Source organism: Methanosarcina sp. Kolksee, from assembly GCF_000969945.1.
Classification (GTDB): domain Archaea; phylum Halobacteriota; class Methanosarcinia; order Methanosarcinales; family Methanosarcinaceae; genus Methanosarcina; species Methanosarcina vacuolata.
Genome location: NZ_CP009524.1, coordinates 1,495,458 through 1,518,957, shown reverse-complemented (window position 1 = coordinate 1,518,957; position 23,500 = coordinate 1,495,458). Strand labels below are relative to the sequence as shown.

The following is a 23,500-nucleotide window of genomic DNA, read 5'->3' as shown; positions in this document are numbered from 1 at the left end:
GATGCTTATAAATTGTAAAGTTTGGAATTCAGTCGTTTGTGAAATTGCAGTTGTCTGTGTACTGCATTTTCTAGAGACTTATATACATATTTTAGAAAATGTGATCGCTTTTCAGTTTCAAGATAATTTGTAAATGGATAGTAATGTAGCTTGGAAGGTATTATATGACTGTAAGCCAAAAAATCGAAAACTCAAAGATCCTGTTAATGCCCGAATCAGGATCAGATAAACAACCAATTATGCTCACTGTCTCTTCAGATTTGATGAAAAATTACGAAGCTGGTTCGCCAGTAAGCATTGAAAACTCTTTTTGTGTAGCCCAGGATAGTGAAGGTGAACCAATCATTGTGTCGGTTGGATCCGATAAGCGGCTTTATGCAATCACTCGTGATTCAGGAAGCAAAACTGGCTGGAAGCAGAACGATATTACGCCAAAGGTGGAAGACGAAAAGCCCGGGAATGTAGTTGCATTTGAGATGGTTCAGATGAGTTCTGGACCAATCGTATTAGCCTGCTCAGTTTCATCTTCATCGAACGCGAGCAAGACAACAATGTATGTCTCCTCACAATTGTTGAAATCTGACACAACTATTCAGTGGGACAATTTTGCTCAGTACTGGCACGTTCGACCTTTCCAGGTATCTGGATCAAGAATGACAAAGATCTACATGGGAGAAGATTCCTCTTCAACCACGTCCTCTGTACTTGCTGTGGTAGCAATTGAGAAAGATAACCAAGCTGAATATTATCGACTCAATACCAATCTTGAGGAAAGTGAGATATGGGAACATCTCACAATCCCAGAAAACGCGATCAAAATTCATTCTCTAGCGCTTGGCAAACAACGTGGATATCCAGGTGTCTACTCTCTTTATGACACTATATATGGGCAATCGTTGCAATTTACATCCTTTCCAATTAAACGATTTAATGGTAAGACATTCTCGATTTTTTTTCAACAGCCCTTCGGCAGCAAGATCAACAGCTTTGCCGTCCTGCCAAGTGGCAGCAGTAATGATAATGTCTACGCAGCAGGCGAGGGAGTTTATCTCTTTCGTAAAGGTGCCACCAAACCCATCACGATTGCAGAGAAGGACATAACTCCTACGGTTCAAACATTGCTCGCTCGTCAGGATGATAAGTCTGTAACACTCTGGATGGTCAACAGTGATGGGATGTTAGGGATGACAGTGTCACCTTTCTCTTCTCAGACTACATGGCAGCCAGTTCTGCAAATTTGTAGAGATGTTTCCCAGACTGCAGCGTTACGTAACCGTTATTACAAAGCTAATCAGCTGTTCATGGTCAGCAACACTAATCACCTAATTTACCTGTGGCAGGACCCAGAAAATACTCAGTGGTACGAGACTAATATTCCACTTTACGACACTGAAAATACGCTCAGCTTCGACTGTTATACAACACATATGTCTTTCCGCGATCAAGCTTCTGGAGTTCCCGTGACTGATATCGAGCTGAATCTAAAGTCGTCAGCCTGGACATACCTCAAAGTGAACGGGAAGGCTCACACTTTATTGGGTAATGCCAAAAATCAAATCACCCTCAAGCCAGATCTGGCAGGAAACATCACCATCATTAATAGAGTTTCAACCATCTCAACTCCAGTTTTCGAGTTGAGTGCTGAATGGTTGAAAAGTGTGGTTGATATTGACCCAGCTACCAAGGTGCGCAATACGTTATCCAGGATACAGTCTGGTGACGAGTTGCGGGCTGTGGTTCTAGCTGATGGGAATAAGCTGGTTTCAGATTCCGTAAGCAAAGAATCAGTTGATAGTGCAGCTAGTGCAATCAAAAAACTCACAGATATTGCCAACACGTTACCTCAGGATAGCGCCAGCAGATCTGTAAGCGGCGGAACAGGTGACCCTTCAAAACCTACTACCTTTGCGGCACTCTTACGCGATCCGACAGGAAGTAGTCGAAATCTGCTCTCTGCCTCGAATACTAAGGGTGATTACTTCTGGGGTATGCGTTTTGATGATGATAATGTGACCTATTACGAAGGTAGGGATGCACGCAAAACCATCGTTAATAGTAGCTTCAAGCTTGACTCAGTTAGTCCTGAACTGCTTGGTAGTTCACCAGCTCAGGCCCTGGCTTTGGATATCGGTGATATAGGAAATGCCATTCAGAGCGTTGCCGGTGATGTGCTCAAAGCACTTGAGAGCGGCATAGAAAAAGTGGGAGGATTTATTGTTCAGGTGGCTGAGGGCGTATTCGAGTTTGTTGTTGAAGTTGGTGGTAAACTCCTTAAATTTGCCATCGAAACAGTAGAAATTGCGATGAACATTATCAGCTGGGTGTTTCAGAAAATTAAGGTTTTCTTTGAGGATCTCGTCAAGTGGCTCGGTTTCATGTTTGATTGGGATGACATCATTCTGACTAAGAAAATTATCGTTAATGTGACCAATCAAACACTCGAACTTGCCAAACACAAAATAGGTGATGCTGAGACTATTGTCAACAATTTTTTTGACGAAATCGAAAAAGAAATCGACAAGATTGGACCAATTCCAAGTGAAGTAAGCTCTCTGAATTTGCTTAGTGAAGGAAAGAAGTTCTGTGATTCCTACTCGGGTGCCCAAGACTTTTTGGATTCCGCTCCTGGTAATTTTGCAAACTACCATATTATGCAGAGCATGGAGGCATCGTCTAATTCAGATTTTTCTGTCAGCAGTAACACGGATCCACTAACAGTTTTCTTTACTCAGGTGGTCTATCCATTAGGTGAAGACATAGCAAATATAGTTTGTACCTTCACCAGAGATATCTATGATCTGTTCACCACTAATAACCTGACAATAGGTGAATGTTTCACCAAACTGAGTAAAGATATGCTCAAACAAGTTATAGGCTTGGCTCGTACGACCATAAGCGGTCTCTTGAAAGTTCTTGAAAGCGCATTTTCGCTAATTAAAGAAATCGTTAACTCTACATTACATATTCCTGTCCTTTCTGCATTCTACAAATTCATAAGTGGTGGTGATGACTTCTCATTGCTGGATGTGGTTTCCCTTATGCTTTCCATTCCGGTTACCATGCTCTACAAGGTGCTAACTGGACGCAGCCCTTATCAAAGAGGGTCTGGCAACCTGGAAAAAATGGGATATCAGGAGTTATTCGATGCTCTTAGCGATGATTCAACACAGCTAACAACGACAACAATCGCGACAAGGTCGAAGGCAGTTGATATTACTTTATCTGGGGACGAAGTTACTGAAGTTACAGACTTACCAGTTTCTACAAGGTTGAAGGCAGTTAATATTGCCTTAGATGAGGAAAAAATTATTAACATGACAGAATCACCAGTTGAGAGAAAGTCGCAGGCGATTGATATTGCTTTAACTGAGATTAATGATAGAACGGGAGTAAAAATATACAAATATGTAGGTTATGCAGCTTACTTTTTTGCTGATGCCTATGCCTTATTTTTACGCTCCATCAAATATTCAATGGAGAAACTCCCCAAACCTTTGGAATATATTAATTTTTTACTTTCGCTTGTTAAAATAGCTGTTACTTTCCCATTTAAACTAAAAAGGAGTTTGGAAGACGATCTTTACAATCTTAGCTGGGGTACTTCTATTGCGATTTTCCTTGGCAGTTTCATCAAAGTAACTACACCTGGAGATAATGAAGGAGTGAAGAAAGGAGTTGAGGTATGGAATTTTATTTGTTTGCCAATCAGTGGTATTCTGGGATTAATGATATTGATAAACAAATTGATAGACCAAGTTACTGAAGGTCCAAATGCTGGGGAAATTTTACTTAACGTAGCAACTTTTGCTGAAACTTTTGTGCGCTCTCATGGTGGCATGTTAAATGCAGTGGCGACTCTCGATCCGGACAAAGAATCTGGTGCGATTTTCGCAGTTGTCTCAATCATAGAAGGTTTATTAGCGACGACGATACGCGGTGGCAGAACTGTAGCTATTTGCATATCAGAATGAGTTAACACGTAAGATTGTAGTGTTGCGTCAATCTTCAAAGATTCAACGCTTGCGAATAATTACAATTGATTTGATACTACATTTTACTGTTGACGCAATAGTAGACACATTTGTGCTAATTTGTTGAAAAATATTTATCTAAGGAGGTAAAAAGAAATGAGTGAACAAAGATTAGATGTAATGGGTGTTTCTGGCCTTTCCAGTAAAACAATAAGTAAACAATCAATTACTAACAATAAAATATATTCGATGCAGGCGGTTTCTTCAAGCAAGAGTCCTGGAAACTGTATCACTGGCTACGACATGGTCGCAGCCATTACTCAGGATACTATCAATCTGCAGCTTTTGTTGCTCTGGGACCTTTTAGATGAAGAATGTAGAAAAATGAAATGGGAATACACATTAAAACATGGAAGGTTTACACTTAACTATTCGTTCGAGGGAGAGATGGATGCACCTGAGGTGATCCTGGGAACCAGTAAGGCGCCGAACTTCCAGGTTAAGCTGGCTCTTAACATTCCAGAGGGTACCCTTACTTATGGAGTAGGTGAAGACAAAGACTCTGTCACAATCAGTGACTGGAAGTACGTATTTGACGTTGACGTCAACTTTGCCCAGATCGAACAAGACCACATTCAGAACAGTATTGCAGTGCCGGATGTGGTCAAAAACATGTTACACAAATTCAATGATGAATGTTTCACTATCCGTCACCTGTTAATGGACTTTCAGAACGCAAACATTGCCAACTATGATGAAGTGGAGAGCAAAATAACTCTCTCAGAGGATTTTACAGAAGATGATTTGATTTCATTCCAGACAGGTCTAACCAAATACTTCAGGGATCTGGCGGAAACAGACCATCCTTTTGTATTGGGTTACTCGATTGAAGAGAAAACACCTGATTCGGATCCATCTATTCCACCGACATTTACACCCACTGGGGGAACCTACTGGATATTTTTTGAAGAGGATGAATCTAAACGGTCACAAAGCACATTGAACTTTCTTTTGACTACTGATACTGTTAAGAAACCTCTTCCATATCCTACAAAGCCTAATTTCAATAACAATTGGGTGAGCAGTAACGAGTACGACGGTAGATTTGTCCTTGCTAAGAGTCTTTTCTTTGGAGAATTCATCCTGCCTAAATTGCAGGAAGCACTTGGCCATTATATCACTGGCGAGCGAAAAGGAGACGACTCAATATTGATTAAGAAATCAGGACTCGAGTGGACTTTGACCGAGTCCCCCGAAAAAGGTAGCTCCAGATGGAAATATACATATGACAAAACTTTTAATTGGAACGCAAAAGATGTTGAAGTATGGGCGGTAGTTAAAAACGTCCCAATCGAGGTCGACCACTGGATTACTAATAAATTCTGGTTTACCGTAGAGCTCGGAGAATCAACCAGTAGTAACACGTTACCAATCAAACTCAATGGTGAATTTTATGTCCATCATGAATTCCTATGCCACCCGCTGGGTTTCACTAATGAAAGGATGTCATTAAGCGCCAAAGTGGGATGGGAAGGAACTATCGATGTCACATGCGGGACACAGGGTGTTATCGAACTGAAGCCGTCCATAAGTTTCAAAGAAACAGTTATCAATCATGATGGTAATTTTTGGGGAGATATTGACCAGGCTTTGTTAGAAAGAAATGTTAAAGGTCTGGAAAACAACGCAACCTGGATTAAATCTCAATATGAAAAAGAAGTCAATGATTTGTTAAATTTGTTTGCACCACTGGGGAACCGGTTTGTACTGCCCGCTGGAGGTGTCTTTGCTTTTAAAAACCCGGAGTTCGACGACTTCCAGAATCTGCTTTTTGATATAACATATAAAACTGAAGGCTTACCATCAGACACGGACAATGAGATCGTCTCAAAAAAAGATCAGATTACCTCCCCAATAGATGAAAGAGGATCTAAATCCCTTCCAATAAAGAACCTTCCAATAAAGAACCTTCCAATAAAGAACCTTCCAATAAAGAACCTTCCAATAGAGATTATTGAGAAAGTGAGGAGCTTTAAGTAAAGGTCTCCGAGGAAACTGCTGAAGCCCGTGCTATTAATGAAGTAATTCCCGAGTGCTAGGAGCTTGAAGATCTAATTAAAGAAGCCGGGACCGAAGTAGAAGAGGGGAAAGTTATAGACAAAATAATAGAAGCAGAAATCAAAGAAGAAGCTGAAGAAGAGACTTTTGGAGACAAAACTGACACCAGTCAAAAAAGATCAATGAATCAAACATGAAAATGCTATGATAAGAAATCAAATGGGATACGATACTCCGAATTAGGACTTACGCACTTGAGGAACAAAATCAATTAAGGCAAAGACTGTTGATTATAGTCACGTTTTAGACATTTAACGGTTCAACGCTGTTAATTTTTCAGTTCAACTGCGTAAGTCCTACGAATATTAGGTAATGGTAAAGGGTATGATTCCAAAGGGATTAATTCTTTAATTAAGAGACATTTTTTTATTTCTTTTTTTACGATCTATTTTCTAAATGAGATCATCCTAAAGCCATTTAATCTTTAGTTGTTAGAGACTATTGTTGTTAGAGGCTGTTCATTGGTTACTTTTAGATCTCTTGGAATTATAGGGTTTTAGGATTTTGGTTCTTGAAAGACGAAAACCAATTCCCGCTATTACTCACTATAAGACAGTCTTGTCTTTTATGGAGTTTGCATGCGCATTACTCTAACAGTTTTTCTATTCGGCAAATCGGTCACGATTTCATATTCAAACCCCATGGCGCCTAAATTTGTGATAAACCACTTCGGAATATGACCACAAATGACGTCCAGTCTGTTAAATTCTCCATTTTCCAGATAGGGAATCAGAATTTTCTTTGAAGTCAAGTCTGGATTTTTAAACATGACGTCTTCTATATTAATCGAAAAATCACCTTTATTCACACCGGGTTCCAGAAATTGCATGATGTCAAATTTTGGCGGTTCTTTCTGGCGTTCTTCAATTGTTTCAAGCATTTCTTTTTTGATTGAATCAAGAAGATCCGGCACATTACCTTCCACAATGAATATGTCAAATCTCGCTGCTTGAAAAGTCCCGGACGCTATCCCTGGGATTTCACTTGCAACAATTGCTTTTACGTCGCCAAGCTGTTTTATTGTATCCGCTACAGCCGTGCGTACCGCAGCCATGCCTTTCGCGTTGCAAACTTGATTTTCAAACCGGGTCAGAACTTTCCATTCCCCGCCGTCTTCCTCATATATTGCAATGAATCCTGGTTCGAATATTGAACTCGCTTTCTGGTTCTCGTTTTCCACAACTGCTATTTTCAAGGCGCGTCCTCCTATCGTGTTGAAATTTATGAGATTCGGAATGTGATTAAAACAATTGCTTACCATTTGATTATTACTCGATTTATATAAGCTCTGCTGGACTCATTTAGCAACCTGTGATATATCGTTTGTGGACGCGCTTTCAGTCCATTTTATCAGGCGAACAATGATCCTTTCATATTTTATCGGAACGCGCCGACTATCTGTTTTAGAGAAATAATGAACTGTGAGATTTCCGGAAAGAAAAACATTGACTATAAACAAAGAAAACAAGAACAGATTAAAGCTAGAACAGATTAAAGCCAGAACAGATTAAAGCCAGAACAGATTAAAGCCAGAACAGATTAAAGCCAGAACAGATTAAAGCCGGAACAGATTAAAGCCGGAACAGATTAACTCCGCCAAAGGATATTGCAATCGGGAATGGAAAGCTGCATAGAACTGGAAACCACATGAAAATACAAAGTCTGTTTATCGAAATCTTTGTGATAGGTTCCAAGTTAGAAAAACAAATACAATTTTCCGAATAAAAACCCCAAATCCTGTGAATAAAAAATCTTAAATCTGTAATCGTTATAATAAGAGAGCATCAGTGACTTTAATTTAAATTTCAGGAAAAAACCAGGGTTATCCAGGTTTCGGTGACTTTGAATTCGTTTAACTTTGAGGTTATTTAACTTTGAGTCCATTATTTACTTATTAATTCTCCCAGTACACAGAACCTGGTCTTTCCACTGGATTCAGGAGATTTTCCGCAGTTATTCAGGAGAAATTCAGGTTTTTCTTCGGATAGTTCAAGTTTTTCGGCATTCAGGCAGAAGTATTCCCCTTCAAATCGGAATTTCCTGAAAAGTTCGCAGGTTTCACAGAGGCAGCCCAGTTTTTTTCCCTGTTCCAGATGTTTGCCCCTGGAGCAAAACATCCCTGCACCGCCTGAATAAGAAGGACAGTTTTTGCAGGTGCAGGCTTTAAGGTTATGGTATGAGCCGCAGATCCCGAAGTATCTTCCAAATTCTTCCCTGGTCTGCTGTACAATGTCAGATGTTTTCTCCCCGGATTTTTCCTTTTTCCAGGTATCTTCTTTATTTCCTGCTGCGAGTCTGGAACTCAGAACATTCCTCCTGTGTGCAGAAAGACATGATTTATAAGATGTCAAAATATATTATATATTGCTTAAGGATTTGAAAAGTGTATATTACCTGAGGCGGTAAAAAGATTTTGTATCCAGAAGGGTTGGTGGAGAGGTAGTAGCTATGGGATTCAATCAACTAGCTGAAAGCGACGAACTGATTCTTGGTGAAGCACTGGAAAGACAGCAAGTTCTGGAAACCGTAATTAATAACAGTCCTGTTATGGCTTTTCTCTGGGCTCCGGATAAAAAATGGCCTGCCAGGTACGTTTCGGAAAACGTAACCCAGCTTGAATACAGCGCAGAAGATTTCCTTACAGGAAGGATGGTGTATGCAGACATAGTCCACTCCGAAGATATAGATAAGGTTAGAAAGGAACTTACCCGATGCTGTGAGGCCGGAAATGAAAGCTTTGTACAGCGGTACAGGATTCTTACCGGAAAGGGGGAAGTCCGATGGGTAGAAGAAAAGACCTTTATCCAGCGTGATGAAAATGGAAATGTAGTGAATTTTCAGGGAATAGTCAGGGACGTTACTCAGGAGATTAAAAATGAAAAGGCTCTGAAGGATGCTCTTCAAAGCCAGAAAGCCCTCATGGAAAAACAAAAAGCTCTCCTTGAGCGGCAAAAGGTCCTTGAAACCGTAATTAACAATAGCCCGATGGTAGTGTTTCTCTGGAAAGCTGAAAAATACTGGCCTACGTTATATGTGTCTGAGAATGTCAGGCAGTTTGGGTACGCTCCAGATGACTTTCTTTCCGGAAAAATCCTTTACGGGAAGATAATCCATCCCGAAGACCTGCTCCTTGTGGAACTTGAACTTGAGGAAAATTGTGAAGAAGGGGGAAAGGAATTCAACCGCCAGTACCGGATTCTTACTCAGACTGCTGACGTCCGCTGGATTGACGAGAAAACCTTTATCCAGCGCAATGAGGAAGGAGAAGTTACTCATTTCCAGGGCATTATAGAAGATATAACCCGAAATGTAAAAAGAACCTGACCTTTAGATTGAAATCAGGAAAGATAAGAAGCAATCTTCAGGCTTTAAGGATCGGAATTGAAGTGATTTTCATGCGTTTTTGGTTAAGTAAGGGATTGTGAAAACTACGTCCCTTCCCATGACGTTTGTTAAATAGTTTAATAGTAGCGGGCTGTAACAGGTTATATATTTTATGCAAAGAAGCGAAAATTTAAAGCCGGTTTCTAATGAAAACTTGATAGTTTTTTGGCAAGAAAATTCCTTAACCGATGACCAATGAAGTGATTTTAATTATTTTCGGAATTTCATGAGTAAAAGTAAATTTCATGTATTTGCTGAAAATTTAAAAATAGATTTAAGTTTCAAAAACGACTTCAAGCAATGGATTAAACTTTATAACTGTATGATAAAATTGCTGCACATTTTTCGAGTTGAAAAAACTCCATTGTATTTGAAGAGGATACCTTTTTTTATCTTTCAGGCCCAGTTTAGTTATATAAATATATATAAAGTAGATAAAAAACCCAAGTACTTTCCAGAGTTGCTGAATTCCCGTGGGATTGAGTATGCTTTATATGGCTGCTGTTACGGAACTATTATAAAGTATAAAGCCTGAAAACCGTACAATTTCAAAAAACAGTATAATTTAAAAGCAAGTAGAGTATAAAGGATACAAAATATTATTAAACTATAATATTATACTAATTGAACTATAATATTACACAAATATTACACAAATCCGAAATCCAGATTATACTGAAATAAATTCCAGGTTGTACTAACCTGAAACGGACGAAGCATAAAGCAGGCATCCGAATTATTCAAAATACCATACACAGGAAAAATTATCATAAACAGGAGTAATTTAATGTATCATCTTAAATGTATCGAATGCGGTGCAGAGTATTCCAAAGACGAAGTAATCTATACATGCAGCAAATGTGATGGGCTGCTTGATGTAATTTATGACTATTCCTCAATAAAAATTGACATGGAAAAACTTAAGACCGAATGCCCTTCGGTCTGGAAGTACGCAAAACTTCTTCCTATTGAAAGAGAGCCTGTAACTATCAGGGAAGGCGGAACTCCCCTCTACAAATGCGACCGTCTGGCTGAAAAAATTGGAATTAAAGAGCTTTACGTAAAGCATGAAGGTATGAACCCGACGGGCTCTTTTAAGGACAGGGGTATGACTGTAGGAGTTACAAAAGCACTTGAACTTGGCATGAATACCGTTGCCTGCGCATCTACAGGAAACACTTCGGCAGCCCTTGCAATCTATGGGGCAAAAGCCGGGATTCCGGTAATAGTACTTTTGCCTGCAGGAAAAGTCGCTCTTGGAAAAGTAGCCCAGGCCCTTATGCACGGAGCAAAGGTCCTCAGCATTCGCGGAAATTTTGACGATGCGCTTGCCCTTGTACGTACTCTTTGCTCCCAGGAAAAAATCTATCTCTTAAACTCGATCAACCCCTACAGGCTGGAAGGTCAGAAAACTATCGGTTTTGAGATTGCAGACCAGCTCGGTTTCAAAGTACCTGACAGAGTTGTCCTGCCCGTAGGAAATGCAGGAAATATTACAGCTATCTGGAAAGGTTTCAGGGAGTTTAAGAAGCTTGGCATAACGGATTCGCTCCCGAAGATGACCGGGATTCAGGCCGCAGGCTCCTGCCCGATTGTAAATGCCATAAAGAGTGGGGCTCCTGAAATAACTCCAGAGGAAAACCCCGAAACCGTTGCAACAGCAATCAGGATAGGAAACCCTGTTAACGCGAAAAAGGCCCTTGCTGCCATCAGGGAATCCGGTGGGACTGCAGAATCCGTAACTGATGAAGAAATCCTTGCAGCCCAGAAAGACCTTGCAAGGCTTGAAGGAATAGGTGTCGAACCTGCAAGTGCAGCTTCGGTTGCAGGGCTTAAGAAACTTGTTGATATGGGTGTTATAAGCAGAGACGAGACCGTTGTCTGTATTACTACGGGACACCTGCTTAAAGACCCGCAGACTGTAATTGACGTCTGCGAAAAGCCTACTGTTGTGGATGCAAATATAGAAGCCATCCGGAAAGCTATCTTTGGAAAGGCAGAATAAGATCTGAAAACCGCTAACATTAGGAATAATAGTGGAAAAATAATCGTAGAAGATGATAGTAGAAAGATTGACTTGACCGGAATCCGGCTCCTTCAATCCTTCATGGTTTACTGGGAGAGGTTATAACTTCCAGAAACCTCTTACTGTTATTCAGATTCAGACGGTTTATCAAATTCTTTTGGTAATATCAAATTTAGACGGTTTATCAAATTCTTTTGGTAATATCAAATTTAATCGGATCAAATTCTTTTGGTAATATCAAATTTAGACGGTTTATCAAATTTTTTCAATATAAGAATAATCAATGGGCGTGAACATGAATGGAGCAGGATTATAAGCCTCACGAGATCGAAAAGAAATGGCAAAAAAAGTGGAATGAGAGCCAGATTTTCCAGGCCGAGCCCGATAAGCGAGAAAAATTTTTTATAACCATCCCTTACCCCTACCTGAACGGGAACCTGCATGCAGGGCATACCCGGACTTTTACCATAGGGGATGTTGTTGCAAGGCATAAGCGGATGCTCGGGTATAACGTGCTTTACCCTATGGGCTTTCATGTGACAGGTACACCCATTGTGGGTCTTGCCGAACTGATTGCAAATCGGGACCCTCAGACCATGGATGTTTATGAACGCCTTCATGGGATTCCCGGAGACATCCTGCCTACGCTTGATACACCTGAAAAAATTGTTGATTATTTCAAGCTCGAATCAGAAAAAGCTATGCGTAATATCGGGTACTCCATTGACTGGAGACGTAAGTTTACAACGACTGACCCGACATATAAGAAATTCATAGAATGGCAGTATATCCGGCTTGAGGAGAAAGGTCTGATCGTAAAAGGCTCCCATCCGGTAAAATGGTGCCCGAACGACAATAACCCTGTAGAGGACCACGATATTCTGCATGGGGAAGAAGCTACCATTGTAGAATATACGCTGATCAAGTTCCGGTATAAAGACATGGTCCTGCCCTGTGCAACTCTCAGGCCGGAAACAACGTACGGTGTAACTAACCTGTGGGTCAACCCTGATGTGACTTATGTAAAAGCAAAGGTCACACTGGACGGAAATGAGGAGTTCTGGGTTGTCAGCAAAGAAGCTTTCAGAAAACTGACTTTTACGGACCGGACAGTCGAGTATATTGAAGACATGCCTGCAAAATCCATAATAGGAATAAAACTCACAAACCCGGTTACAGATGACGAAGTAATTTCCCTTCCTGCATCCTTTGTCAGGCCTGAAAACGGAAGTGGAATAGTCATGAGCGTGCCTGCCCACGCGCCTTTTGACTACCTGGCCCTTCGCGACCTTTATGATGTTGACCTGAGCGAGTACGGGATAACCGAAGACCTCAGGAAAATCAAACTGATTTCCCTTATCAAGGTGCCTGAATTTGGAGAATTCCCTGCAAAGGAAATCGTTGAAAGCATGGGAATTACAAGCCAGAAAGACCCGAAAGCCGAGGAAGCTACAAAGATTGTATACAGAAGGGAGTTCCACGGTGGAGTACTTAAAGAGCTTACAGGAAAATACGAAGGACAGGCTGTCTCCAAAATCAAGGATATCCTTACAAAAGACTTCATCAGTTCAAACGCCGGGGAGATCTTTTACGAATTCAGTGAACCTGTTGTCTGCCGCTGCGGCACTTCCTGTGTAGTAAACATGGTCAAAGGCCAGTGGTTCCTTAATTATTCAAATCCCGAATGGAAAGCAAAGGTCTATAATTGCCTGGACCAGATGCGAGTTATTCCCGAAGAGTACAGGGTCGAGTTTGAAAACAAGATTGACTGGCTTAAGGATAAAGCCTGCGCCCGTAGAAAAGGCCTTGGAACTCACCTTCCCTTTGATAAGGAATGGCTGATTGAATCCCTTGGGGATTCGACAATTTACATGAGCTATTATATTATTGTCAGGTTTATCGAAAGTGGAGAACTGAAGATAGAAAACCTTACCCTGTCATTCTTCGACTACGTCCTGCTTGGAAAGGGTGATCTGGCAGCAGCCAGTGCGGATACTGGCCTCAGTCCTGAGCTTCTTGAAGAGATCCGCAGGCATTTCAATTACTGGTATCCTGTTGACCTGCGTTCTTCAGGCAAAGACCTTGTCCCGAACCACCTGCTCTTTTTCCTATTCCACCATGTAGCCCTCTTTGAAGAGGAAAAGTGGCCTAAAGCTCTTGCAGTAAACGGCTTTGTCTCTCTTGAGGGACAGAAAATGAGCAAGTCCAAAGGCCCGATCCTGACAATGGAAAGCGCAGTAAGCACTTACGGAGCGGATATAACAAGAATGTATATCCTTTCAACAGCCGAACAGACACAGGATGCAGACTGGCAGAAAACAGGTATCGAGTCTGCCAGAAGGCAGGTGGACAGATTTTATTCTTTTGCAAAGAATGTCATAGAAAGTGGAAAACGTGCAGATCTGAGCACCGAGCTAAAGCAGATCGACCGCTGGATACTCTCGAGGATACAGAACTATATCCGGGATACAAATGCAGCCCTTTACTCTATCCAGACAAGGGAAGCAATCCAGAACTCTTTCTTCCTGCTGCAAAACGATATTAAGTGGTACCAGAGAAGGGGAGGGGAGACCCTGCTCTACTATGTGCTGGATAACTGGGTCAGGCTTATGTCTCCTTTTACCCCGCATCTATGTGAGGAAATATGGGAAGCAATGGGGCATAAGGACCCGGTCTCTCTTGCCCAGTACCCGCTATATAATGAAGATCTGATAGATGACGGTGCGGAGCTTGCAGAAGAAACGATAAAGGGAACTCTGGAAGACATTGAGGAGATTATAAGGGTAACAAAGATGACCCCGCAGAAGGTCCACCTCTACACGGCTCCTGCCTGGAAAGCCGAAGCGATAAGGTGCGCCTGCGAGATGCAGCTTGAATGCTCTCTCGAAGTAGGTACCCTTATTAAAAAGCTGATGGCAAACCCCGACTTCAAACGCTTCGGCAAGGAGATCCCGAAGTTCGTACAGAAAATCGTTCCGGAGTTCAAAAGCGGAAGCTCAGACAGGTATGAAATCCTTACAGGCCCTGATATTGATGAACAGGCTCTCTTGAAAGAGTCGGTTTCCTTCCTGGAAAAAGAGATTGGCTGTCCTGTTGAAGTCCACAGTGCGGATTCTCCTGCCTTTGACCCTGAAAAGAAGTCAAGGTTTGCTGAACCTCTCAGGCCAGCAATTTACATTGAAGGAAAAAAGAAAGAGTAAAAGTCGATAAATAGGAGAATTTGATCAAACTGCTTTATCTAAAACCAAAAAACCTTTACAACCATAAAAGATGCGAAAAGCACTGAGAAAATGTGCACCGCATCTACTTTCCTTTTTTCTTTTTTTAGTAGTTTTTGCACGTTTATCTTTGTGCTCTTTAGTGTCATACCAGGAGACTTTGGGTTATATTTCTTTTGAAAAAAGATATGCCCTCTTTGTGAAGCCGATATTTTCATAGAATTTATGTGCATCTTCACGGTGAAATGCCGAATCGAGTTCGATTAGTTTGCATCCTTTTTTCTTTGCGGCAGCAATAGCAGTGTCTAATAACTCAGTGCCAAGATTCATGCGTCTAAATGATTTGTCGATTATCAATTCATTTATATGTCCTACTAGATCTTCCTGCCAGAGACTCTCTCTAATTATCAAAGAACAGAACCCGACTACCTTATCATTAACTTTAGCACATAGATAGATACTATCTTTAGATTCAATGCCATTGGAAATTATTTTCATTAATGCATTGCAGTTCAATGTTTTGTCGGGCCAAAGTTGCTTAAGAAGCTCGATAATCTCATCAAAATCACTTAATACAACTTCATAGATCTCAGCACTCATCTATCCATCCTCCGATTTTGCAACCACAAAAACTTTTGTTTTACGATAACCTTACTTAAATCCATAAGAGTATAAAAAAGGCAGTTAGAGATGCTCCATTATCGGTGTTCTACGTATTTTAGTATCAGAGCTCATCCCAAAACTTAAAATTGCTTCTCTGAATTTCAAATGTTTAATGAACAATCGAGGTTTGGATCATGGAAATGGTTCTGAAACTCTTTTTATGTGAAAATAAAATTGGTTATGGGATGAGCTCTCAGTATTAAAAAATGGAAAGCATGAAGATAAATATCGTCTACCCAGGTCATGGAACGCCGTTTCATATGGCACTATTCACTTTAAGACACTCTCTTAGAGACGGTTATTCTCTATAAGGATTTTCAGTTCCAATTATAGGTTATGGGCTTCTGATAAGTCAACAAAAATTTCTATTACTGTTGGTAGTAAGCGGTAATTAGGTTTAGACTGCCTGTAAAAAATAGGGAAAACGAGTGGATAGAAAACAAGTGGATAGAAACAAGTGGATAGAAACAAGTGGATAGAAACGTGTGGATGGAAAAAATGCTGGATGGTTGGATAAACAGTTCCACTGATCCCTAAAGTCGATAAAATCCAGATATTCGAAAGTGTTCTTCAACTGACCCGACAATGCCTCTCAATAAACAAAAAAGAAATTAGAGTGGAGTGATAATGAAACAGCAAAATATAATTGAAAATGTACTTGAAAAAGCAGGCAACAAAAACTTAATTAATGAACTTACAACCAGGCTGTCACAGTCTGAAATCACCACATTTTTGCTTGTCCTTTCAAAAGAAATGACGAATAAAAATACTCCGAGTGATATATTAAGCAAGTATGAATCCAACAGATTTGTAAAGCCTTCTGAACTTAATCCCATTAAAGTCAAGAAAGTAGAAATTATGATGCTCGAAATGGCAGAAGCCTCAGGGTTTATATCAGTTTTACTTTCTCCTGCAAGCCTTTTGGGGAGCTGTTCTGTTATAGCTAAAGTTGATCAAAACAATGTTATCTCCGCAACAAGAGGATTGGAGCTAATTGCAGACAGCACCAATATGCTCCCATATACCTTGCAAATGGAATAAAGAATAAAACCATTGATAACACAAAAAGTCCTGTCCATTTATCCGCAACCTGCAGAGTTACTCGCGGACAAATGTATAAGACTGACGAATTTGTTCCTCATTTTAGCTTGTTTACTATTGTTAGTTCTGGCAAAAACACAGGGTCTTATGGTTTTGAAAAGGATGCAATAGCCAGACATATGCAGTTTTATATAAACTATTTCGAAGAGAAATTAGGGCATAAACTCACAGTAACTCTGAACGTAAGAAATGGCTATACTGATAAAATTGGATTTATTGATAGAATTCATTGCCATCTTCGCGAGATATATCCATATACTGATTTTATAATGAATGTAGAAGAAACTGAAAACAGTTACTATCAAGGTATTAATTTCAAGATTACTGTTGAAGGTATAGAACTTGTAGACGGTGGCTTCGTTGACTGGACACAGAAGTTACTTGGCAATAAAAAAGAACGCTTACTAATCAGTGGAACAGGAATTGACTTACAGCTTATTACTGGAATGCTGGACAAGATAATTTGATAGTTTGGTAACTGAGACTTGTAACGCATTTTCCGCAGTAAAATTTACAGATTTTGTATTTATTAAAAAATCATGCGGGTACTTTTAATAAAATTTCTACCATTTGTGAGGATTTCCGTCATTGATCCCCCTAAAAGAAGAAAATTACAGGTTTTTTTGGGTCATTATAACATTATCTGCTATACTGGATCGTTCTTGCAAGTCCGCAGCATAAACAGGCAGGAGGTCATTATTGAAGTTTGAGTGAAATGGTTCCTATGGGCCGGAAAATTTTCATAGAGTCCGGAAGCATTTCTCATGAATATTTTTCTTGATAAACAAGTGTGAATGCCCATTAATTTATCAGCCTGGCTGAAAGGATAGGTTCATGCCTTGATCCTGACTTTCAATATATTCTAATTTTTTTATTTTCTCGTTTTGCCAGATCAATAAAGCAATCATGGATATCATTAATCCGGAGATTATAAACATAAGGGCAATCCCCCTGTTTTCTCCGGTTCCAGCAATAAGACCTGCCGTTTCAACCAGTAGACCATCCACCTCTAAAAGAGGGTTGAAAATTTTATCGGCTAAAAAACCTGCAACTGCAAAAGCCATTATGGAACCAAGATAAGTAATCATGGAAATGAGAGACCATACGCGCCCTTGTTTTCTATTGTCAATATTTTTTCGAATTAAGACCTCAATAGAGGTGTTAATAAAAGGCAAAGTGGCAAAAAACATGAATCCTGCTAGAGTAACAAATATGATATTCTTTGAAAGTCCTAAGTTTGCAAAAAATATACCTGACAGGAACAAAGAAATCGATAATGTTTTTACATACCTGTTCTTGCTGCCAAATACTCCAATAAACAGGCTTCCGATTAGTATGCCTGAAGCACATATTGATTGAGAGATCCCCACTGTTTTTACTGTTGTTAAGCTCAGCAGCAGTGGAATAAAAAGAGACTGAAGCAATCCGACAAAAAAAAGTGTGATCATGGTAATAATAACCAGATTAACTACGCCTCTATTATTAGAGAACTCTTTCATTCCCTCTTTAAGGTCTGCTATGATATTTTGTTTATGCTGGTCTATTTTTACCTTGCCTGAAATATTTCTTATCCAGATGACAATAGAACTGGAAATTAAGAGAGTGGTGGTATCGATTAAGAATATAAATTTAATATCAATTATTGTTAACAAAACTCCGGCTAAAAAAGGAGAAATTAAATATTGAGCAGAACTTGCTAGCTGCACCAGCCCACTTGCTCTGGCATATTGAGCTTCAGGTAAGAGGTCAGTAATTAAAGCTTTATAGGCTGGTTCCTGAAAAGCCGAAAAAACAGAACTTGTTGCAATTCCAAAGTAAATTTGCCAGAGTTGAATGTTTCCTTTTAGCATCATAAAGAATATGAAAAGAAGCCCAAGAGTTGCTCCTAAGTCTCCTAAAATCATCATTAAACGTCTGTCGTAACGGTCTGCCAGTATACCCCCATAGGGCTTTAGCAGAAAGGGCGGTAAAAAGACACACATTAGTATAAAAACATAGCTAGAAGCAGTATTTGTTTGCTGATATACGTATACCCCTAAGGAGAAAACAGTAAGCCCGGTGCCTATTACTGATATAAATTGTCCAAACCAGATAAACAGGAATCTGGAATAAAGATTTTTTTGTTCAACCGTCATTTTTTCGGATTCGTCTGTCATTTAGTGAGCCTCAGAAACCGGATTTTGAGTTCCAGGAGCGAGATTTTGAGTCTCAGGAATAGGGCTTACTTTTGAAAAAAACATCTCTTTGTCTAATACAATAATAATAGCAATAATTACAGTAATAACCAGAGTCTCAATGCACTTGGTCGTCTGAGTCATATTCAGTGCTTCCTGGCAGATATTTATGATAAAGTGAAAGAGAATTGCTGCAGGAATACTTTTTCCATTTTTAATGCATATCCAGCTGACAAATACTCCCATAGGGATAATGCCGACAAAAAAGTTCACTGCATACCATATGTTTTCATGATAAATTTCATACTGATAGAAGTTATTGACAAATATCAGAGGAAAGTGCCAGAGAGACCATAGTATACTGAAAATTATTGATGCCATGAAGTAGGTGTGCCGGCTCTGCAAACTGTCAAATGCATATCCCCTCCATCCGAGCTCTTCAAAACATGCGGCAAGCATAAGAAAAACCAACGTAGGTACAGACCCTGTCGAGAAAGAGAAACCATCAGCAAGTTGAAACTGCGAAACTGATCCTCCAAACGAAAGCGAAATGAAGATAGATACGAGAACAGCTAGAGGCATTATCAAGAAAAATAGTGGAAGCATTCCTGGCCTTATTAGCCTGAGGTTGATAAGCCTGTTAATAAAATCCTTTTTTAAATCCGAATTTTTTGACGTAAAAATCATAAAAAACGAGATTATAAAAGGCACTATCAATCCAATAAGCATAAATAACATATAAAGTCCATTTTTTTCATCCTGAAAACTTAGATATGCTCCTGCAAACCAGAAAGCATAAGTTACGATAAAGGTCGCAGCAAAATAGACCTGGGGCTTGTATCTGTAGTTAAGGACCATCTATCTATTCCTCCAAATTTTAAATTTCATGGCATAGTTTTTATTTTTCAACTCAACGCAGTCTCGACAGCCAAAAGTAACAAACTATTCTTAATTTTGTTATCTTCGACAAAAAATATAGCAAATTTTGTTAATTTATTGCATTGTTCATAATATATACATTTTTTTATCTGGTGAGTATATTATTTTATGAAACGTGAGGATGAAATGTAAAAAAGCAGGCTCTGATTGGACGTAATAAAAGCAGCTTCTGATTAAACATAATGAAAAAAACCTCTGATTAAACATAATTAAAAAAACTTCTTATGTTTCGTGCATCAAGCTTGCTATTAACCTTATTTAATTGCACAAAAAGCATGATGCACCACTAAAAGTGTTTTGGAAACAACATCAACTAACTAATAATATGCGAACTGCTTTCAGGTCGTTCATTTTTATAAAAAACGCAATATGTCTCAGATCTCGCACACTATTATATCCCTCAACAAAGTGGTAATAATGCATACCCGAAATCCTGACGAACTGACAAAAAATAGATAGGTAGAAAAAATTGACAATACATTTATAATTAAAACCACTGGCCAAGAATTTATTATCTGATTCATGAAGCGACTTTAAGACATCCCGCAGCTTTTTGGGGAATCTAAGGCTTATAAGGTAATAATTAGCTGGTTTTCTTCTGTGTATCTCAAAAAGAGTTCAGCCACTTCTTTTGAACAGATAAATTCGATTCCAGGGATCACTTCTTCTTTCTTAAGCCCAATCATATCAGAGGCAAGCTGGCAGCATTTAAACTCTACTCCCATGTCGATGCATTCCTGAACAGTAGAATCATATTTTGGTGACCCTCGGTTTTTATCTTTTTTTGCAAGCAGCACTCCCATAGGTCCCCAGAGAATCACCAGTACTTTGAATCCCTTACTCCGGTAATACTTTGCAAATTTGAGAGTTTCCTGCGGGCTGGTGCTTTCATACACCATATTTTTAAGTAGTAATAATACCTTTTCGACTTTTGCCATAGAACTCCAGGTCTAAATTGATACCGGATAGTTATATTAAACGAAAACAAAAATTTTTCTTTTCCATCATTGGATTAAACCTGTGTTTTCAGGAAGGAAATTCAAACGTCCTTGAAACGACGGCTAACCATCTTCAGGAAAAAAATGGAGGAATATGAAGAGATTTTGAACCTCGTATAGAGGCTCCAACTTTTGTTCTTTTCTGTTTCAATGTTTTTTCGATGCTTGAGAAAAAGTTCTGGAACGTTTTTCTCCTGGTAATACTTCTGGTTTATGCCGTTGATGCTGATTTCTCAGTACCTTCCAGATAAGTTTTTGAAGCGGTAGTTGTACTCTATTTTTTCAGTTGGGATTAACATGTATCTATTCAGGAGGTATTTATTCAGGAGGTATTCGGGAAGTTTAAGCTTAATTTTTGTTTCCTTCGTTTCTCAGTAGTCACAAGTAATTAAACTGGCCAATACATTTACTTCCAATCCCTTATTATCTTAGTCTCTTTATATAAATTTAACAAAACTGATAACAAGTTTGAGCTTTAAAGGTAACAGATACTTGATCAAACTCACAAAACAAAAGCTAAACGAACATGATATTCTTTGAATAACATGCACAACCAATGAAAATGCTTGCAGATGGCAGCATTTTCATGTTAAATCATTAAACAAGAGCTCATCATACACGGTATATGTCAATGCAAGTAGATACAGTCAATGCAAGTAGATACAGTCAATGCAAGTAGACACCGTCAATGCAAGTAGACACAAAAGCAATATAGAGATCTCAATAATAGGTCCTAGCTAATTGAAAAGTATAATTTTAGATTGGTTTTCTACAATGAGGATAATAACGTTCCAGATAAACCCATCTTTTGCGCTCTTCTAAAACAAGAAAATTTGATGAAAAATGTCATAAATTATCCTGGTAAAGCGGGAATCTTAGAATGAATATTCAATGGACGAAAAAACTAACTTTATTTCAAATATCAACAGACTTGCACCTTTAAAAATCAAATTTAATTTTTAAATACATTTATTACGCATAGATGCACAATTAGTAAACAGACAATGCAGATTAGCCAATGTATTGTCGAAATTACAGCAGATAATAATAAGAAAATGGAGGAAACAAAATGTATCAATGCTTTATAGTGGAACATTACCTTAACAAGGCTGTAGACGTTTACTGCGGTGGACCAGATATTTTCAAGGGAACCATAGAAGCCTGTGCCGATAATGTTCTCACCCTCAAAAACGACGGAAAGTATACCCATGTAGCTATAGATAAAATAATCGCCCTGTGGCCTCAGTAAACATATAAAGAAATATAAAGACTTTTTATTTTTATGTCCTTCTTTTTTATTGGTCATCCAGTGTTATATGGTTGATATTGCCATGATTAAATATTCAGTATAACAAATACTTGCGTTTTTATGCAAGGAGCGAAAGTCAGCTCCAGTTGCACCGAGGTTCAGACAAAAAGGTCCTGGAAACTACTTTATGAGCCTGGGAATAATATAAACCAGATAATAGAGAACTACCGGTAAATTAATAGGAACGTTTATTCTACTTTATTTGGGTTCTAACTACAAGTTCTATTTTGTAATCATACCTCAAACGTTTCAGGGCTGTCCTTAGTCTCTCCGATCCACTGATAATCTTCTTCCCTGTTAACAACTCCAACAGTAAACTCTATCCCGCTTGTCTCCACATACTCCTTTATTCTCTTAAGGGCATGGTCAACCATCCCTCCAGCCGTAAGGATAAGGCAACGTTTTCCACAAAGGGCCGTCAGGATAGTTTTGTCTATAACGCCTGAGGAAACATCCAACCTGATTCCATCATGCTCAGCAAGAATTTTACTTTTTTTACCCATTGCTCCGACAAAGACAATTTCTCCTTCCTTAAGTATTTGTTTTACTTCTGGCAGAGAATAATTATCAGTGTCATAAATCAGGACTCCGCCGGCTTTGATCCCTTTACGCTTTAACTCAACAATAGCCCTTCCGTCTGGATGGATATGCAGCACGGTAGCGTTAACAGCTTCGTAAGGGGACTGAGTCGCATACTGTCCGTACATGATCCCTAAGTTCAGGCTATCTCCTTCTTTGATTCCCGGAGGAACATCAACCCATATAAGGTCAATAGGTTTTAGGGTATTGACAAGGTCAGGGATGGTTTTTGGGGAATTTCCTCCAGATGCAAGCCCTCGTCTTTCGATTTCATGATAGATCTCAAGAGTAGTAGGCTGTCTGAGCCCGGTTTTTTTGAGGAGGTCAAAATCTTTGAAAACTTCTGCCGGAGTGCCCTGTCCTATAATTTTGCTGTTTGACAGCAGGAACACGTAATCAGACCAGCGGTATGCTAAATCCACATCATGAGTAGAGATAATAATGGTGCTCCCGAACTGGTTAAATTCGTTAAGCAAATCCATGATTTCATCCGCTCCTACAGGGTCAAGATTCGAGAGCGGTTCGTCAAGGATAATCACTTCAGGCTCCATTGCCATAATCCCGGCAATTGCAACCCTTTTTTTCTGTCCTCCACTGAGGTGATGAGGCGGCTTATCTTTTAAACGGGAGAGTCCCACCTGTTCAAGGGCTTGCTGTACACAGGTATCAACTCTTTCTTTTGAATAACCCAGGTTTGCCGGCCCGAAAGCTACATCCTGGTACACTGTAGGGGCAAAGATCTGGTCATCGGAATTCTGAAAAACAATTCCTATGGATTTTCGGATTTCCCTGAGGGATTTTGAATCGTACTTAAAAGGAACTCCATGAAAAAAGACATCACCTTCAGCTGGTTTTAAGGTCCCGTTAAGTAAAAGAAAAAGCGTGGACTTTCCGGAGCCGTTTTGCCCTACGAAAGCTACCTTTTTTCCTTTTTTGATTTCAATGTTCAGGTCCTGAATAGCTACAGTTCCGTCAGGGTATGTATATTTAAGGTCCCTGGTCTCAAGAATGATCATGATC

The 23,500-nt window shown here is 39.5% G+C and carries 15 protein-coding genes; 8 read left to right on the top strand and 7 right to left on the bottom strand.

Features of this window, described 5'->3' with window-relative positions; genetic code table 11:
- Nucleotides 1-164 precede the first annotated feature (164 nt).
- Nucleotides 165-3,971, top strand: a complete 3,807-nt coding sequence (locus MSKOL_RS06365; protein ID WP_048154481.1) for a hypothetical protein — start codon at nucleotides 165-167, stop codon at nucleotides 3,969-3,971.
- A 156-nt stretch (nucleotides 3,972-4,127) separates the two neighbouring features.
- Complete coding sequence (locus MSKOL_RS06360; protein ID WP_048154479.1) at nucleotides 4,128-6,011, top strand: hypothetical protein; 1,884 nt, start codon at nucleotides 4,128-4,130, stop codon at nucleotides 6,009-6,011.
- 643 nt (nucleotides 6,012-6,654) lie between these two features.
- Here MSKOL_RS06360 and anfO read toward each other — a convergent pair.
- Both anfO and MSKOL_RS19185 read right to left on the bottom strand, forming a co-directional pair.
- Nucleotides 6,655-7,284, bottom strand: a complete 630-nt coding sequence (anfO, locus tag MSKOL_RS06355; protein WP_048154476.1) for a Fe-only nitrogenase accessory protein AnfO — start codon at nucleotides 7,282-7,284, stop codon at nucleotides 6,655-6,657.
- A gap of 688 nt (nucleotides 7,285-7,972) precedes the next feature.
- Nucleotides 7,973-8,440, bottom strand: a complete 468-nt coding sequence (locus MSKOL_RS19185; RefSeq protein ID WP_231592497.1) for a DUF2769 domain-containing protein — start codon at nucleotides 8,438-8,440, stop codon at nucleotides 7,973-7,975.
- Between the two features lie 97 nt (nucleotides 8,441-8,537).
- On the opposite strand from MSKOL_RS19185, the gene MSKOL_RS06345 reads away from it, so the two are divergent.
- The 3 genes from MSKOL_RS06345 to leuS all read left to right on the top strand — a co-directional run bounded on the left by MSKOL_RS06345 (nucleotide 8,538) and on the right by leuS (nucleotide 14,699).
- Complete coding sequence (locus tag MSKOL_RS06345; protein WP_048154474.1) at nucleotides 8,538-9,413, top strand: PAS domain-containing protein; 876 nt, start codon at nucleotides 8,538-8,540, stop codon at nucleotides 9,411-9,413.
- A gap of 847 nt (nucleotides 9,414-10,260) precedes the next feature.
- A complete protein-coding gene (gene thrC / locus MSKOL_RS06335) occupies nucleotides 10,261-11,478 on the top strand; it encodes a threonine synthase (RefSeq protein ID WP_048154470.1) in 1,218 nt (405 codons plus the stop codon).
- A gap of 320 nt (nucleotides 11,479-11,798) precedes the next feature.
- Entirely contained in the window at nucleotides 11,799-14,699 is a 2,901-nt protein-coding gene (gene leuS / locus MSKOL_RS06330) for a leucine--tRNA ligase (protein ID WP_048154468.1), read from the top strand.
- Nucleotides 14,700-14,882: 183 nt separating this feature from the next.
- Here the strand turns inward: leuS and MSKOL_RS06325 are convergent, their stop codons facing one another.
- Nucleotides 14,883-15,317 (bottom strand): GNAT family N-acetyltransferase, encoded by a 435-nt coding sequence (locus tag MSKOL_RS06325; RefSeq protein WP_048119547.1) that lies wholly within the window; start codon nucleotides 15,315-15,317, stop codon nucleotides 14,883-14,885.
- Between the two features lie 690 nt (nucleotides 15,318-16,007).
- On the opposite strand from MSKOL_RS06325, the gene MSKOL_RS20975 reads away from it, so the two are divergent.
- Complete coding sequence (locus MSKOL_RS20975) at nucleotides 16,008-16,421, top strand: hypothetical protein (RefSeq protein ID WP_231592494.1); 414 nt, start codon at nucleotides 16,008-16,010, stop codon at nucleotides 16,419-16,421.
- Nucleotides 16,422-16,492: 71 nt separating this feature from the next.
- Nucleotides 16,493-16,948: a hypothetical protein gene (locus tag MSKOL_RS20970; protein WP_231592492.1), complete on the top strand. Its 456-nt coding sequence runs from the start codon at nucleotides 16,493-16,495 to the stop codon at nucleotides 16,946-16,948.
- Nucleotides 16,949-17,290: 342 nt separating this feature from the next.
- Here the strand turns inward: MSKOL_RS20970 and MSKOL_RS06315 are convergent, their stop codons facing one another.
- The 3 genes from MSKOL_RS06315 to MSKOL_RS06305 form a co-directional block, all read right to left on the bottom strand.
- Nucleotides 17,291-18,637, bottom strand: coding sequence for an MFS transporter (locus MSKOL_RS06315; RefSeq protein WP_052725363.1), 1,347 nt, complete (start codon nucleotides 18,635-18,637; stop codon nucleotides 17,291-17,293).
- Nucleotides 18,638-19,513: an MmRce1 family CPBP family CAAX prenyl protease gene (mmrce1, locus tag MSKOL_RS06310; protein ID WP_048154465.1), complete on the bottom strand. Its 876-nt coding sequence runs from the start codon at nucleotides 19,511-19,513 to the stop codon at nucleotides 18,638-18,640.
- A gap of 650 nt (nucleotides 19,514-20,163) precedes the next feature.
- Nucleotides 20,164-20,532: a DsrE family protein gene (locus MSKOL_RS06305; protein ID WP_048154462.1), complete on the bottom strand. Its 369-nt coding sequence runs from the start codon at nucleotides 20,530-20,532 to the stop codon at nucleotides 20,164-20,166.
- Between the two features lie 1,129 nt (nucleotides 20,533-21,661).
- Here MSKOL_RS06305 and MSKOL_RS06300 point away from each other — a divergent pair.
- On the top strand, nucleotides 21,662-21,841 hold the full coding sequence (locus MSKOL_RS06300; RefSeq protein ID WP_048119535.1) for an MM0924 family protein: 180 nt from the start codon (nucleotides 21,662-21,664) through the stop codon (nucleotides 21,839-21,841).
- 293 nt (nucleotides 21,842-22,134) lie between these two features.
- On the opposite strand, the gene MSKOL_RS06295 is transcribed toward MSKOL_RS06300, so the two are convergent.
- Nucleotides 22,135-23,496, bottom strand: a complete 1,362-nt coding sequence (locus MSKOL_RS06295; protein ID WP_048119533.1) for an energy-coupling factor ABC transporter ATP-binding protein — start codon at nucleotides 23,494-23,496, stop codon at nucleotides 22,135-22,137.
- Nucleotides 23,497-23,500 lie beyond the last annotated feature (4 nt).